At 73.0% G+C, this 14,746-nt stretch carries 11 protein-coding genes; 3 read left to right on the top strand and 8 right to left on the bottom strand.

Annotation, left to right across the window (positions count from 1 at the left end):
- Positions 1-1,206 (bottom strand): 3-oxoadipyl-CoA thiolase, encoded by a 1,206-nt coding sequence (gene pcaF, locus IGA62_RS20125; RefSeq protein ID WP_145819336.1) that lies wholly within the window; start codon positions 1,204-1,206, stop codon positions 1-3.
- A gap of 290 nt (positions 1,207-1,496) precedes the next feature.
- Between pcaF and IGA62_RS20120 the strand changes: the two genes are divergently transcribed.
- The 3 genes from IGA62_RS20120 (at position 1,497) to IGA62_RS20110 (ending at position 4,932) form a co-directional block, all read left to right on the top strand.
- Positions 1,497-2,129 (top strand): DUF998 domain-containing protein, encoded by a 633-nt coding sequence (locus IGA62_RS20120; protein ID WP_145819337.1) that lies wholly within the window; start codon positions 1,497-1,499, stop codon positions 2,127-2,129.
- Positions 2,130-2,395: 266 nt separating this feature from the next.
- The gene (locus IGA62_RS20115) at positions 2,396-3,706 is read left to right on the top strand and encodes a dicarboxylate/amino acid:cation symporter (RefSeq protein WP_186500319.1); all 1,311 of its coding nucleotides are present in this window, start codon (positions 2,396-2,398) and stop codon (positions 3,704-3,706) included.
- Between the two features lie 158 nt (positions 3,707-3,864).
- Positions 3,865-4,932 (top strand): NADH:flavin oxidoreductase/NADH oxidase, encoded by a 1,068-nt coding sequence (locus IGA62_RS20110; protein WP_145819339.1) that lies wholly within the window; start codon positions 3,865-3,867, stop codon positions 4,930-4,932.
- 135 nt (positions 4,933-5,067) lie between these two features.
- Here the strand turns inward: IGA62_RS20110 and IGA62_RS20105 are convergent, their stop codons facing one another.
- From IGA62_RS20105 to IGA62_RS20075, 7 genes are all read right to left on the bottom strand, one after another.
- A complete protein-coding gene (locus tag IGA62_RS20105; protein ID WP_145819340.1) occupies positions 5,068-8,595 on the bottom strand; it encodes an ATP-binding cassette domain-containing protein in 3,528 nt (1,175 codons plus the stop codon).
- Positions 8,596-8,695: 100 nt separating this feature from the next.
- Positions 8,696-9,535: a GNAT family N-acetyltransferase gene (locus IGA62_RS20100; RefSeq protein ID WP_145819341.1), complete on the bottom strand. Its 840-nt coding sequence runs from the start codon at positions 9,533-9,535 to the stop codon at positions 8,696-8,698.
- A 115-nt stretch (positions 9,536-9,650) separates the two neighbouring features.
- Positions 9,651-10,823, bottom strand: coding sequence for a flavodoxin-dependent (E)-4-hydroxy-3-methylbut-2-enyl-diphosphate synthase (gene ispG / locus IGA62_RS20095; RefSeq protein ID WP_145819342.1), 1,173 nt, complete (start codon positions 10,821-10,823; stop codon positions 9,651-9,653).
- Between the two features lie 9 nt (positions 10,824-10,832).
- Entirely contained in the window at positions 10,833-12,083 is a 1,251-nt protein-coding gene (locus IGA62_RS20090) for a M50 family metallopeptidase (protein WP_145819343.1), read from the bottom strand.
- The gene (gene dxr / locus IGA62_RS20085) at positions 12,083-13,294 is read right to left on the bottom strand and encodes a 1-deoxy-D-xylulose-5-phosphate reductoisomerase (RefSeq protein ID WP_145819344.1); all 1,212 of its coding nucleotides are present in this window, start codon (positions 13,292-13,294) and stop codon (positions 12,083-12,085) included. The genes IGA62_RS20090 and dxr overlap by 1 nt, the downstream gene beginning before the upstream one ends.
- Positions 13,295-13,337: 43 nt before the next feature.
- Positions 13,338-13,982, bottom strand: coding sequence for a Uma2 family endonuclease (locus IGA62_RS20080; protein WP_145819345.1), 645 nt, complete (start codon positions 13,980-13,982; stop codon positions 13,338-13,340).
- A gap of 348 nt (positions 13,983-14,330) precedes the next feature.
- Positions 14,331-14,726 (bottom strand): hypothetical protein, encoded by a 396-nt coding sequence (locus tag IGA62_RS20075; RefSeq protein ID WP_145819346.1) that lies wholly within the window; start codon positions 14,724-14,726, stop codon positions 14,331-14,333.
- Positions 14,727-14,746 lie beyond the last annotated feature (20 nt).

Here is a 14,746-nt window from a genome sequence, read left to right as displayed (position 1 = left end):
CTAGGCCGCTGACTCCAGAATCAGCGAGATCCCCTGACCGACTCCGACGCACATGGTGGCCAGGGCACGCCGCGCGCCCCGGTGCCGCAGCTCCAACGCGGCGGTCAGCGCGAGCCGCGCCCCGCTGGCGCCCAGCGGGTGGCCGAGCGCGATCGCCCCGCCGTTGGGGTTGACGTGTTCGGCGTCGGTGGGCAGGCCCAGCTCGCGCAGGACCGCGACGGACTGCGCGGCGAACGCCTCGTTCAGCTCGATCACGTCCACGTCGGTCAGCCGCAGGCCGAGCCGGTCGAGCAGCCGCCGGGTGGCCGGCACCGGTCCGATTCCCATGATCCGGGGCGGCACCCCGGCCGCCGCGGCGCCGCCGACGCGGGCCAGCGGGGTCAGCCCGTACCGGGCGACGGCCGCCTCACCGGCCACCAGCAGCGCCACCGCGCCGTCGTTGACGCCCGAGGAGTTGCCGGCGGTCACCGTCCCACCCTCCCGGAACGGCGTGGGCAGGGCGGCGAGCTTCTCCAGGGAGGTCTCCCGGGGGTGCTCGTCGGTGTCGACCAGCCGGGTGCCCCTACGCCCCTCCGGGACGGTCACCGGCACGATCTCCTCGGCGAACCGCCCGTCCGCCTGCGCCTTCGCGGCGCGCTGCTGGGAGCGGAGCGCGAAGGCGTCCTGCTCGGCCCGGTCGACGCCGAACTCGGTGGCGACGTTCTCCGCCGTGTCCGGCATCGAGTCGATGCCCCACTCCTTCTTCATCAGCGGGTTGACCAGCCGCCAGCCGATCGTGGTGTCGTACACCTCGGCGGTACGGGAGTACGGAGTGGCCGCCTTCGGCATGACGAACGGCGCGCGGCTCATGCTCTCCACCCCACCGGCGACCACCAGCTCCGCCTCCCCGGCCACCACCGCGCGGGCGGCGGTGGCCAGCGCGTCCAGGCCGGAACCGCAGAGCCGGTTCACGGTGCTGCCGGGAACGCTCTCCGGCAGACCGCCGAGCAGCGCCGCCATCCGGGCCACGTTGCGGTTGTCCTCCCCGGCCTGGTTGGCGCAGCCGAGGACGACGTCGTCCACCCGCTCCCAGTCCACCGTCCGGTGGCGGGCGACCAGCTCGCGGATCACATGTGCGGCGAGGTCGTCGGGGCGGACCCCGGCGAGCGCGCCGGCGTACCGGCCGATCGGGGTGCGGACTCCGGCCACCAGGTATGCCACGCTCATCGCTGATGTCCTTCGGGGGTGGGAAGGGGCGGGGGCGGTGCCGGCCGGGTCACGGCGGCACGGGCCAGGATATCGGCCATCGGAGCGGCGTGGTCGGCCGCCGGAGGCAGTCGGCGCACCGGAACGGGTCGACCGCCGGGGCGGTTGAGCCGCCGGGGCGGTTGAGCCGCCGGGGCGGTTGAGCCGCCGGGGCGGGTTAGATTGGCCGGCATGGGCCGTGCCGTGACCACCGCCGGGGGCGGGCCCGTGCCTGGACCCCCGACCCTCCGCCCCAACGCGGCCGTCCGGGCGTGACCGAACTCACCCGACGGGTCGCCGCAGGGGGCGCGACCGCCTGTGTGCTCGGCGGCACGGTCGCCGTCGTCGTCGCCGTGGTCGCCGGCCCCGGTCCGGGTCTCACCGGGTACGTCAGCGAGGCGGGCGTCACCGACAGCGGGTACGCCCCGACGTACCGGGCCGGGGTGTTCGCCCTGACCGCCGGCCTGCTGCTGCTCGCCGTGGCACTGTCGGCGACCGCCCGGGCAGCTGCCGCACTGCTGGTCGCCGGAAGCTTCTGCACCCTGCTCTCCGGGTCGGTGACGTGCAGCGACGGCTGTCCGCTGCCCCCGTTCGAGCAGGCCACCACCGCCGATCTGGTGCACGGCGGGGCGAGCGTGGCCGCGGTGGCCACCGTGTTCTTCGCGATGGTGGCGGTCGTCCTGTGCCCCGGCGCCGGCACACGGGTACGCCGGGTGGCCGCCGTCGGCGCGCTGCTCGCCCTGCCGCTGGCGGCCGCGGTGGGGCTGGCGATGCTGGTGGTGGGCCGGAGCACCCTGGTCGGCGTGCTGGAGCGGCTGCTACTGGCGGAGACCGTCGGCTGGGGCCTGGCGACGGCCGCCCTCCTCACCCTGCCCGCCCGCCCGCGCCGCCCGCCTTGGTGGTAGCAGGGGTCCCCTGTTACCGCTTTTTGTCGAGGAGGGGTCCCCTGCACACACCCAACCGTGGGCATGTAAGGAGCCTCACCCGAGCGGCTCCTTTCGGTGCGGAGAGTGGCCGGCGTATCGTCGCCAGGCGATGACCAACGTCTGGAATCTCACCGTCCGCCTGTACGTCGACCTTCGACGGCAGGCCAGCGGTGTCTGTCCGGCGCGGCTGCTCCCCTGACGCCGTTGCCGTTCCCCAGACCCTTGGACGTCCCATGCCCACCTTCCTGCGCAAGTTTCCCTTCTCGCTCCAGATCCTGCTCGGCCTCGTCGTCGGCGTCCTGCTCGGCTTCCTGGCCCGCGCCAACGACCTGAGCTGGTTGACCAGCACCCTCGACACCGTCGGCGGGCTCTTCGTCCAGCTGCTCAAGCTGGCCGTACCGCCCCTGGTCTTCACCGCCATCGTGGTCAGCGTGGTCAGCCTGCGCGGCGTCACCAACGCCGCCCGGCTGGCGCTGAAGACCCTGCTCTGGTTCGGCGTCACCGCCCTGGTCGCGGTGGGCGTCGGCATCGGCCTCGGCCTGCTCACCAACCCCGGCCGGGGCGTCACCCTGGACACCGCCGGGGCGACCGCCCCGCAACGGACCGGTTCCTGGACCGACTTCCTCACCGGCATCGTCCCGACCAACCCGGTCGGCGCGTTCGTCGAGGGCAACGTCCTCCAGATCGTCTTCCTCGCCCTGGTCGTCGGAGCGGCGGCGCTGCTGGTCGGCCCGGCCGCCGAACCGTTCGTGGCGGTCAACCGGGCGCTGCTGGAGATCGTGCAGAAGGCCCTGTGGTGGGTGATCCGACTCGCCCCGCTCGGCACGCTCGGCCTGATCGGCAACGCGGTCGCCTCGTACGGCTGGGACCTGCTCGCCCCGCTCGCCCGGTTCACCACGGCCGTCTACGTCGGTTGCGCGATCGTGCTGTTCGTGGTCTACCCACTCGTGCTGGTCGCCGCCGGCCGGCTCAACCCGGTGCGCTTCTACGCCGCTGCCTGGCCCGCCGTGCAGCTGGCCTTCGTCTCCCGCTCCTCGGTCGGCACGATGCCGGTGACCCAGCGGTCCGTCGAACGCCTCGGCGTCCCCCGGGAGTACGCGTCCTTCGCGGTGCCGTTCGGCGCGACCACCAAGATGGACGGTTGCGCGGCGATCTACCCGGCCCTGGCCGCGATCTTCGTGGCCCAGGTCTTCGGCGTCGACCTCGGCGTCACCGACTACCTGCTGATCGCCTTCGTCTCGGTGGTCGGCTCGGCGGCCACCGCCGGCCTGACCGGTGCCATCGTCATGCTGACCCTGACCCTGGGCACGCTCGGCCTGCCGCTGGCCGGCGCGGGGCTGCTACTCGCCATCGACCCGATCCTGGACATGATCCGCACCGCCACCAACGTGGCCGGGCAGGCACTGGTGCCGACCGTCGTCGCCGCCCGGGAGGGCATCCTCGATCGGGACGCGTACGACTCCGCCGGCCGGCGTGACGTGACGGATCCGGCGCCGGCGGACCGCCCGACCGCCGTCGGCCGCCCGGCCGGCGACCTCGCGCCAGCCCCGGCCTGAGCTGGTTGCAGGGGACCCCTGCTACCGCTTTTTGGGTAGCAGGGGTCCCCTGCAACCACCCCCACCCTGCAACCACGCACCCCCCGGCAACCACGCAGTCCCCGACCGCAACCACCCAGCCCGACCCGGCAACCACCCATCCCCTGAGAGGAACGGACATGAGCGCCCTCTTCACCCCCCTGCCGTTACGCGGGGTGACCCTCCCCAACCGGGTCGGACTGGCCCCGATGTGCCAGTACCGCGCCGACGCCGACGGGCGGCCGAACGACTGGCACCGGGTGCACCTCGGGGCCCGTGCCGTCGGTGGCGCGGGCCTGGTGCTGACCGAGGCCACCGCCGTACTGCCGGAGGGCCGGATCAGCCCGCACGACACCGGCATCTGGTCCGGCGCACAGGTCGACGCGTGGCGCCCGATCACCGCCTTCCTCGCCGGGCAGGGCTCGGTGCCGGCCGTCCAGCTCGCGCACGCCGGGTTCAAGGCGTCCACGTACCGGCCCTGGGCGCCACGACGCGGCGGGGTGGCGGACGCCGACGGCGGCTGGACGCCGGTCGGCCCCGGCGCGGACCCCTTCGCACCCGGCTACCGGACCCCCACGGCCCTGGACACCGCCGGCATCGAGGCGGTGGTCGAGGCGTTCGGGGCGGCGGCGGCACGGGCCGTGGACGCCGGCTTCGCTGCCGTCGAGGTCCACGCCGCGCACGGGTACCTGCTGCACGAGTTCCTCTCCCCGCTGACCAACCATCGCACCGACGGCTACGGCGGTGACCGGGCCAACCGGATGCGGCTCACCGTCGAGGTCGCCCGCGCGGTGCGCGCGGCGGTCGGCGCGGACGTCCCCGTCCTGGCCCGGATCTCCGCCACCGACTGGGTCGACGGCGGCTGGACGGTCGACGACAGCGTGGTGCTGGCCGGGGAACTGGCCGCCGCCGGGGTGGACCTGGTCGACTGCTCCTCCGGCGGAGCCTCCCCGGACGCGCGGATCCCGGTCGGGCCGGGATACCAGGTGCCGCTCGCCGCCCAGGTCCGCCGCGACGGGGGCGTGCTGACCGGCGCGGTCGGGCTGATCGTCGAGCCGGAGCAGGCGGAACGGATCGTCGCTGACGGCGAGGCCGACCTGGTGCTGCTCGGCCGGGAGCTGCTGCGCGACCCGTACTGGCCACGCCGGGCGGCGGCGAAGCTCGGCGCGGACCCGGGTTGGCCCGACCCGTACGCCCGCGCCTTCTGACCCGGCCCGCCCCGACCGGCGTACCGGCCGAAGGACCCCGCCTGGCGTACCGGCCGGCACGGCTCACCCGGTGCTCCCCCGGCCCGGCCCGGTTCTGACGGTGCCGACCCCGCCGCGGACGGGGTCGGCACCGGTTCAGCCGGCCAGGTGGGACCAGTGCTCGGTCAGGTCGTGCCAGGGCCCCTGCGCGGCCACCCGGCCGCCCACCAGCACCACCACGTGGTCGGCCTGGAGCAGGGCCGCCCGTTTCGACGTCGACCCGACCACCGTCACCCCGGTGGCCCGCAGCGCCGACCAGAGCGCCAGCTCGGTGGTGACGTCCAGGGCGGAGGAGACGTCGTCGGCGATCAGCAGCTCGGTACGGGGTGCCAGCGCACGGGCCAACGCGAGGCGCTGCAACTGCCCGCCGGAGAGCCGGGTGCCCTTGTGCCCGATCACCAGTCCGAGCCCGGCTCCGGCCGCCGCCAGGTCGTGTTCGAGCTGCGCGGTGGAGACCGCACCGGCGGCGTCCACCGCGTGCCCGAGCGTGATGTTGTCGACCACCGTCCCGGAGAGCACCCGGGGCAGCTGGCTGACGTAGCCGACCTGGTTGGGGCGGAGGAACAGCTCCGGTTCGGTGACCGGGTCCCCGTTCCAGGCCAGGCCACCGGTGTGGTGCACGATGCCGGCCAGCGCCCGCAGCAGCGACGACTTGCCCGCGCCGACCGGCCCGACGACCAGCACGAGCTGGCCGCGTTCCACGGTCAGGTCGACGTCGCGGACCGCGACCGTGCCGTCCTCGTGCACCGCCGAGAACCCGGTCAGGGTCAGCCGCCGCAGCGGACGCCGGGGGGCCGGCTCCGGCGCGGGTGCGGTGCCGTCGGCCAGGTCGAGCCCCGGCACCGTCGCCGAGTACGCCTCGACACCGGTCATCGCCACCGTGCGCCGCGTCCACACCCGGGCCGACGGGTACTGGGCGATCAGCGAGGCGGTGGTCCAGGCGAACCAGCGGGCGGCGCCGAGGGTGGAGACGGCGACCAGGGTCGCGCCCGCCGACAGCCCGCCGGAGAGGAAGAGCGCCCACACACCGATCGGCAGCAGGCCACTGACCACCGAGGGGGTCGACCGGGACCACACCTGCACCTTGATCTCCCGGCGCTGCCGGTCGCTGCGGACGGTGTCCAGGGTGGCCAGATGGCCCAGCACCGGGGCGGTGGCCCCGGCGAGCTTCACCGTACGGGCCGCCGACAGCGAGGACACCAGGGCGGTGGCGAAGGCGGCCCGGGCTGCCACGGTGGCCCGCGCGGACCGTTCCAGCCGGGGCCCGAACAGCGTCGCGGCGAGCGCGGAAACCACCATCGTGCCGAGGAAGAACAGTCCCGGTACGACGCTGCCGGAGACCGCGGTCATCGCCACCACGACCACCAGGCTGGTGGCGTTGTCCATCACGTTGTCGGCGAGCTGGACCACCCGCTCGGTGTCGCCGCCCTGGGCGACCACCTCGGCCGGGGTGTGCCCGCTGACCCGGCGGGGCCCGGTCTGCCCGTACACCAGCCGGGCGCTGATCCGCAGACTCTGCCGGACCCACCACTGCGGGAACCACAGGTTGGTCAGGTACGGCACCGGCAGCGTGACCAGGAGCGCGACGACGATACCCACGGCGGGCAGCCACAGGCTCCCGACGTCGTCGACGAGATCGGCCCAGAGCCAGGGCAACACCACGCCGTCCAGCCCGAGCACCGCGACCACGGTGAACATCGCCAGCGCGACCATGCCGTACCGGGCGTCGTTGACGACGAGACGGAGGATCTCCCGGATGGTCCGGGCCGGCGGCGTCGCCGGCAGCGGTGGCGCCTCGACCTTCGCCACCCGCGCCCCGGCCGGTGCCGGGCGGTCCGCCACGGCCACCGCCGACCGGGGCGCGGGTGCCGCCGCCCCGCCGGACCCGCCGCCCTCGCGACTCGTCCCGGGGCTGCCGCCGTCGGGGCCACCCCCGGCCGTGACAAGGACCCCGTGCGTGGTGTGGCTGGCGGCGAGCAGCCGGGCGAAGCGCTCCGACTCGTGCAGCGGACCGGCCTCGACCACCGCGCCGTCGGCCATCACCACCACCTCGTCGCACCGCCGCACCGAGGAGAGCCGGTGCGCGATGACGATGCCGATCCGGTCGGTGAGCAGACGTTCGGTGGCCCGCTGCACCCGCGCCTCGGTGACCGGGTCCAACCGGGCGGTCGCCTCGTCGAGGATCACCACGTGCGGATCGCGGACCAGGATCCGGGCGAACGCGACCAGCTGCTCCTGACCGGCGGAGAGGACGTACCCGCCCTCGCCCAGCCGGGTGTGCACGCCGTCGGGCAGCTCCGCGAGCCAACCGTCCAGGCCCAACTCGTGCAGGGCGTGGGTGGCGGCGTCGAGCAGGTCCGGGTCGAAGAGCGCGACGTTCTCCGCCAGCGTGCCGGCGAGGATCTCGGTGCGCTGGGGCACCACGGCCACGAACCGGCGCAGCTGCTCGATGTCCAGGTCGAGCAGGTCCGTGCCGGCGAGGAAGACGGTCCGCGGGGGCAGGTCGACGGCACGGGAGAGCACCTTCGCCAGCGTCGACTTGCCCGACCCGGTCCGCCCGACCACCGCGTACGAGCGACCCGGGACGAAGGTCAGGTGCACGTCGCGCAGGGCCGGGCCGCGTCCGCTGTCGCTGGTCGGGTACCGGAAGGTCAGGCCCTGGATCTCCAGCCGCCCCGGGACCGGCGGCGCACCGCCGGCCGGCTCCTGCCGGGCGTCGGCGAGCAGCTGTACCCGGGCCCACGCGCCGAGGGCCGCCTGGAGCTGCGGCACCATCCGGGTGACCTGCTCGACGGTGCCGCCGAAGGCCAGCACGAGCAGCCAGATGGCGGTCAGCCGGGCTCCGTCGACCCGGCCGGTGAGCAGCGCCCAGCCGCCGGCCAGGACCACGGCGGCGATCCCGCACCGGGTGACCACGGTGGCCGCGGTGCTGACCTGGGCGGTGAGTTTCCACACCCGCTCGCCCTTGCGCAGCACCAGGGCCGCGCGCTGGGCGAACAGCCGCAGCACGTACGGTCGGGCCAGGGTGGTCCGGACGTCGTCCTGACCGTGGATGGACTCCTCCATCACCGCGGCCATGTCGGACCAGGCCTCCTCCTCGGCCATCCGGGCCGGGGCGATCCGCGAGGTCGGGCCGCGCAGCACGAACAGCAGCAGGACGGTCAGCAGCAGCATGCCGAGTCCGGCCGGCCACCAGACCAGCAGGGCGACCACGGTGGAGAGCGCCCCGGTGGCCACCGCCTGGGTCAGCCGGACACCGACGTGGCGCACCTCCGCGCCGACCTGGTAGACGTCGCCGTCGATCCGGTCGAGCAGCTCGCCGACCGGGGTGCCCTCCAGGGTCGGCAGGTCCTGGCCGAACGCGACCCGGCACAGCCGTCGCCGCACGTCCGCCGTCCAGTCGGCGGTCAGCCCCGCCATCACCAGGCCGATCACCAGGTCGGCGAGCACGGCGGCGACCAGGGCCGCGGCCAGGACCACGAAGAGACCCCCGGAACGGTGCAGCAGCACCGGCCCGGCCAGGGCGGCGGCGGCGGACTGGCCGGCGGCACCCAGCAGGATCAGGACGGCCACGAACGTCACCCGGCGGGGCGAGGTGACCCACAGGTCGCGGAGCAGGCGCATGGAAGGAAATCCTCCGGTCCCGGGTGGCGGAACGTCCAGCCTCTCCGGCGACGCGGGACAACTCAACGCATTTACGCCACCGGCAGATGGTTGGTCCGGCTCAGAACAGCACGGTGGCGAGGGTGCCGACCGGCCGGAAACCGCACCGCTGGTACACCCGACGCGCGGGCAGGTTGAAGTCGTTGACGTACAGGCTCACCGTCGGCGCGACCCGTAGCAGGGCGTGGCGCACCACGGCCGCCATCGCCGCCGTGGCGATCCCCCGGCCCCGCCACTGCGGGTCGACCCAGACCCCCTGGACCTGGGCGGTACGCCGGGTCACCACGGCCAGTTCGGCCTTGAACACCACCTTGCCGTCGACGAACCGGGCGTACGCCCGGCCGGCGCGGACCAGCTCGGTCACCCGTCGCCGGTAGCTGCGACCGCCGTCGTCGACCAGCGGCGACACGCCGACCTCCTCGGTGTACATCGCCACCGCTGCCGGGAAGAGCACGTCGACCTCGCCGGCGTGGACCTGTCGTACCTCCCGGTCGACGGACACGCAGGGCAGCGCGTCCGTGGCCAGCAGCGGCTGGTTCGGGCGGACGTCCCGGGCCGGCCCCCAGGAGGCGGAGAGGCGGTCCCAGAGCCCGAGGACGGCGTCCGCCCGCCCGACGATCGAGGAGCAGATCCGCTCCTCGCCGCTGAGCAGGTCGGCGAAGGCCGCGACAGCGGGCCGGTCGGCGAGTACGGGGGTCAGGTTGCCGCCCAGCCAGCAGAGCGACTCGACGTGGCGGCGCGGGCCGTAGCCGAGGATCCGCCCCTCCGCCCGCCACCAGGCCAGCCCGCGGGCGGCGACCCGCTCCGCGACCTGCGCGCCCGCGTAGGGGTCGCGGTCGAGGAGCCGCTCGACCGAGCGGCGCTCCGACTCGCCCAACTGCCGCACCGGCACCGTCAGCACGAATACCAGCCTGCCAGATGCACCCGCCGTCGCGCCGGGCGAGTGGCGAGCCCGACGCGACGCGCAGCGGCCCGGTGGCGGTGCGCCACCGGGCCGCTGTACGGGTGGTCGGGGTTCAGTGCACGGTGACCGTCGCGCCGCCGACCAGACCGCGCAGGTCCTCGGGCAGTTCCGCGCCCATCTCCTCGGCGATCCGGAGCGCCTCTTCGATCAGCGTCTCCACGATTTGCGCCTCGGGCACCGTCTTGACGACCTTGCCCTTGACGAAGATCTGCCCCTTGCCGTTGCCGGACGCGACCCCGAGGTCGGCCTCGCGCGCCTCACCCGGGCCGTTGACGACGCAGCCCATCACGGCCACCCGCAGCGGGACGGGCAGCCCCTCCAGACCGGCGGTGACCTCCTCGGCGAGCTTGTAGACGTCCACCTGGGCCCGGCCGCAGGACGGGCAGGAGACGATCTCCAGGCCGCGCTCCCGCAGGCCCAGCGACTCCAGGATCTGGTTGCCGACCTTGATCTCCTCGACCGGCGGGGCGGAGAGCGAGACCCGGATGGTGTCGCCGATCCCCTCGGCGAGCAGCGCGCCGAACGCGACCGCCGACTTGATGGTGCCCTGGAACGCCGGACCGGCCTCGGTGACGCCCAGGTGCAGCGGGTAGTCGCACCGCTCGGCGAGCTGCCGGTACGCCCGGATCATCACCACCGGGTCGTTGTGCTTGACCGAGATCTTGATGTCCCGGAAGCCGTGCTCCTCGAAGAGCGAGCACTCCCAGAGCGCCGACTCGACCAGGGCCTCGGCGGTGGCCTTGCCGTACTTGGCGAGGAGCCGCTTGTCCAGCGAGCCGGCGTTCACGCCGATCCGGATCGGCACGCCCGCGTCGCCGGCCGCCTTGGCGATCTCCTTGACCTTGTCGTCGAACTGGCGGATGTTGCCCGGGTTCACCCGGACGGCGGCGCAGCCGGCGTCGATCGCGGCGAAGACGTACTTCGGCTGGAAGTGGATGTCGGCGATCACCGGGATCTGCGACTTCCTCGCGATGGCCGGCAACGCCTCCACGTCGTCCTGGCTCGGCACGGCCACCCGGACGATCTGGCAGCCGGACGCGGTCAGCTCGGCGATCTGCTGCAACGTGGCGTTGACGTCGGCGGTGAGGGTGGTGGTCATCGACTGCACGGAGACCGGGGCACCGCCACCGACGGGCACCGTGCCGACCATGATCTGCCGACTGGCGCGGCGGGGAGCCAGGGCCGGGGGTGGCACGACGGGCATACCGAGACTGACAGCGGTCACTTCAGGCACTCACCTTGAGAAGAGCGTGATCGGGTTGACGACGTCCGCCGTGATGGTCAGCAGCGTGAACACGCCACCGACCAGGATCACCGCGTACGTGACGGGCATGAGCTTGAGGTAGTCGACGCGGCCGGGGTCGGTCCGGCCGAACCGGGCGTAGAGCCAGGAACGGGCCCGTTCGAACCAGGCGATGGCGATGTGACCGCCGTCCAGCGGCAGCAGCGGCAGCAGGTTGAACACGCCGACGAAGAAGTTCAGTGAGATGAAGAGCAGGACGAACAGCTCCCAGGCGTCGTTGGCGACCGCCTCACCGCCGAGCCGGCTCGCGCCGACCACGCTGATCGGGGTGTCCACGTCCCGCTCGCCGCCGGTGATCGCCTCCCAGAGGGCGGGGACCTTCTCCGGGATGCGCTTCATCGCCTCGAACGTGCCGACGGCCATGTTGCCGGTGTAGTCGGCGGTCGCCCCGAGGGCGTCGACCGGGCCGTAGGTGACCATCGCCGGGGTGCTGGGACGCAGGCCGACGCCGAGCGCGGCGACCGGCCCGACCGGGCCGTCGGTGTCGTCCAGCGGGGGCCGCTGGGTGGTGGCCAGGGTGGCCCGGGCGGTGGCCGGCTGGCCGTCGCGGACGTAGCCGATCTCGGCGGTGCTGCCCGGGGCGGCGGCACGCAACGCGACGAGCAGCTGGCCGTAGTTGTCGATCGGGGTGCCGTTGAGGGAGGTGATCCGGTCGCCGCTGCGCAGCTGGGCCTGGGCGGCCGGACTGGCCGGGTCGGCGGGGGTGCACTCGCGGACCGTGTTCTCCGGCACCACGCACTCGCCGAGCGCGATCACCGCCGGCTCCTGCCGGGCCTGCTCCTCGTTGGTCGGGAAGTCCGGGTTGGGCAGCCCCATGAAGACGGCGGCGAGCCAGAGGGCGACGATGGCCAGGGCGAAGTGGGTGGCCGACCCGGCGGACATCACGATGGTCCGCTTCCAGACCGGGTACCGCCACATCGCCCGGGGCTCGTCGGCCGGGTCGACGTCGTCGTCCTGCGGGGTCATCCCGACGATCTTGCAGAAGCCGCCGAGCGGGATGCCCTTGAGGCCGTACTCGGTCTCACCCCGCTTGAACGACCAGAGAGTGGGGCCGAAACCGACGAAGTAGCGGGTGACCTTCATCCCGAACGCCTTGGCGGTGACCATGTGCCCCGCCTCGTGCAGGCTGACCGAGACGAGGATGGCAAGGGCGAAGAGCACCACCCCGAGCAGGTACGCCATCAAGCTCCTTCCACCGACGCCGCGATGATCTGCTGCGCGTGCGCGCGCGCCCAGGACTCCGCGGCGAGCACGTCCTCGACGGTACCTGGTTCGTCGAAGTCGGGAGCCTCCTCCAGCACCCGCTCCAGGGTGTCGACGATGCCCAGGAAGGGCAGTCGACCGGCGACGAAGGCGGCCACGCACTCCTCGTTCGCCGCGTTGTAGACGGCCGGGCGGCACCGCCCGGCCTCCCCGGCCGCCTTGGCCAGCGCGACCGCCGGGAACGCCTCGTCGTCGAGCGGGGCGAACTCCCAGGTGTGGGCGGTCGTCCAGTCGACCGCCGAAGCGGCGTCCGGCACCCGGTCCGGCCAGCCGATGCCGAGCGCGATCGGCAGCCGCATGTCCGGCGGGCTGGCCTGGGCGATGGTGGAGCCATCGACGAACTCGACCATCGAGTGGATCACCGACTGCGGGTGCACCATCACGGTGATGTCGGCGTACGGCACGTCGAACAACTCGTGCGCCTCGATCACCTCCAACGCCTTGTTGACCATGGTGGCCGAGTTGATGGTGACGACCGGCCCCATGTTCCAGGTCGGGTGCGCCAACGCCTGCTCGGGCGTGACCGTGGTCAGCTCGTCGCGCCGCTTCCCCCGGAACGGGCCGCCGCTGGCGGTGACGATCAGCCGCCGCACCTCGGCCCGCGACCCGGACCGCAGGCACTGGGCGAGCGCCGAGTGTTCCGAGTCCACCGGGACGATCTGCCCCGGCCGGGCCACCGCGGCCTTCACCAGGGGGCCGCCGGCGACCAGCGACTCCTTGTTGGCGAGCGCGAGCGTACGCCCGGCGCGCAGCGCGGCCAGGGTCGGCGCGAGCCCGAGCGAGCCGACCACGCCGTTGAGCACGACGTCGCAGGGCCACTGCGCCAGCTCGGTCATCGCGTCCGGCCCGGCCACGATCTTCGGGATCCGGAAGTCGCCGGTGGCGTACCCGCGCCGGCTCGCCTCGGCGTAGAAGGCGAGCTGGAGGTCCTGGGCGGCGGACGCCTTCGCCACCCCGACCGCCTCGACACCCAGTTCGAGGGCCTGGGCGGCGAGCAGCGCGACGTTGCCGCCACCCGCGCCGAGCGCGACCACCCGGAAGCGGTCCGGGTTGCGCCGCACGATGTCGATGGCCTGGGTGCCGATGGAACCGGTGGAACCGAGCAGGACGAGGTTCCGGGGAGAAGTCACCCGGCCATTCTTCCCCAGCCGCGCGAACCGCCCGCCGGGAGCCTCAGCCCTCGTCGCCGGAGTCCTCCGGAAGCGCCTCCTCGCCAAGCAGATCGGCCGGGTCGACGGCGAACTCGAACGGCTCCCGCATGAGGAACCGGGTGCCGGCGGCAGCCGCCGCCACCGGCCGGTACTCCCCCTCCGTCAACTCGAAGAGCGCAAGGGTGGGTACCCGGTTACGCAGGTCGACGCGGAGGAAGAACGGCACTCCCGCAGCGGCGTACTCGCGCGGCCGGTCGATGACGTCCTTGCGTCGGTTGCCAGGCGAGACGATCTCACCGAGCAGCACGGCATGCCGGATGTCCATCGCCGTGCGCCCGCCGGCAGGAACGTCGAGGACGACGATGTCGGGAATGAAGAGATCGTGCCCCGACACCACGTTCGCCTCGATGTAGAGCCAGAGCTTCGCGCGCCTCGCCGCCTGCTTGAGCAGGTAGGCAAGATCCAGCTCGGCATCCTGATGGTCGTATCCGGCGTGGGGTGTCACGATCACGCTTCCGCTCAGGACCTCAACCTTGGGGCCGTTGGTCTCCGGCAACAGGTCGAGGGCGAGCTGAGCGGTCCACGGCTCGTCATGCCAGCGCAGCACGTCGAACGACGGCTCGGCGGGCTGCTGCGCCGGCTCGGGCGCGAACGCTGCCTGGGCCATCGGGCTCACCCCCTCAGCGGACCATCCTGCTCGACCCAGCCTAGTCCTCGCAGCCCTCGCCGCACCGCGTCGCACACCCAGTCCGACTCCGGGCAGGGGCAGGCGATCAACGTCGGATGACCAACTCCAAAGCGCTCATGCTCACTGTTATCCGCATTCCCGCTCCCGCCCCCGCCCCACACAAAAGCCTGACCCCCTGCACACCGATCACTATGCGCCTGTTGCTGTGCGCGCAATTGCGTCACACCATGCCGATGGCCTGGCACCGATGGAGCCAGTAGAACCGAGCGGGCCCCTGTAGCGGTCAGAAGACGGACGCGTGCGCGCTTATGCTATCTGATTGCGAAGTTACTCCAACATCGAATCCTCGTCGAACCCCAACTCGTCCTCCACACACAGGCCTACTGCCGCATGCCACCGAATGGGGTCCGGCCACGAATCGGTAGTCATCTCGCAAAGGTAACGGCGAGCCTCCTCGGTGCCAATATCACACAGGGCACCGATAGCCTTCTGACAAAGCCAGTAGGCCGGAGCATCGGTCTCCAGCGACCGCTCGACAACTTGGAAGATTGTCCTTGCGGCACCAACCGCCCCTATCTCGCCGAGAATGTCAACCAAATCCTCTTCATTCAGGCCATCACGAACGTCAGAACTAAGTATCGACTGAAGCACCTCACCCAATCCGGGTGCTCTGAGCAGAGCGGCCAGGTTGGCGAGCCGCTCAACTCGGCGCCAGTCTCGCACGGCCGCAGCGTCTTGGATCC

It is taken from the genome of Micromonospora sagamiensis (genome assembly GCF_014680085.1).
Taxonomy (GTDB): Bacteria; Actinomycetota; Actinomycetes; order Mycobacteriales; family Micromonosporaceae; genus Micromonospora; species Micromonospora inyonensis.
This window is presented reverse-complemented; position numbering and strand designations above follow the sequence as displayed.

What these genes read in the sequence shown, in the direction of transcription:
- IGA62_RS20105 (WP_145819340.1), bottom strand. Translation starts at nt 8,595, where the DNA reads ATGCGCCTGCTCCGCGACCTGTGGGTCACCTCGCCCCGCCGGGTGACG.
- IGA62_RS20080 (WP_145819345.1), bottom strand. Translation starts at nt 13,982, where the DNA reads ATGGCCCAGGCAGCGTTCGCGCCCGAGCCGGCGCAGCAGCCCGCCGAG.
- pcaF (WP_145819336.1), bottom strand. Translation starts at nt 1,206, where the DNA reads ATGAGCGTGGCATACCTGGTGGCCGGAGTCCGCACCCCGATCGGCCGG.
- IGA62_RS20110 (WP_145819339.1), top strand. Translation starts at nt 3,865, where the DNA reads ATGAGCGCCCTCTTCACCCCCCTGCCGTTACGCGGGGTGACCCTCCCC.
- IGA62_RS20090 (WP_145819343.1), bottom strand. Translation starts at nt 12,083, where the DNA reads ATGGCGTACCTGCTCGGGGTGGTGCTCTTCGCCCTTGCCATCCTCGTC.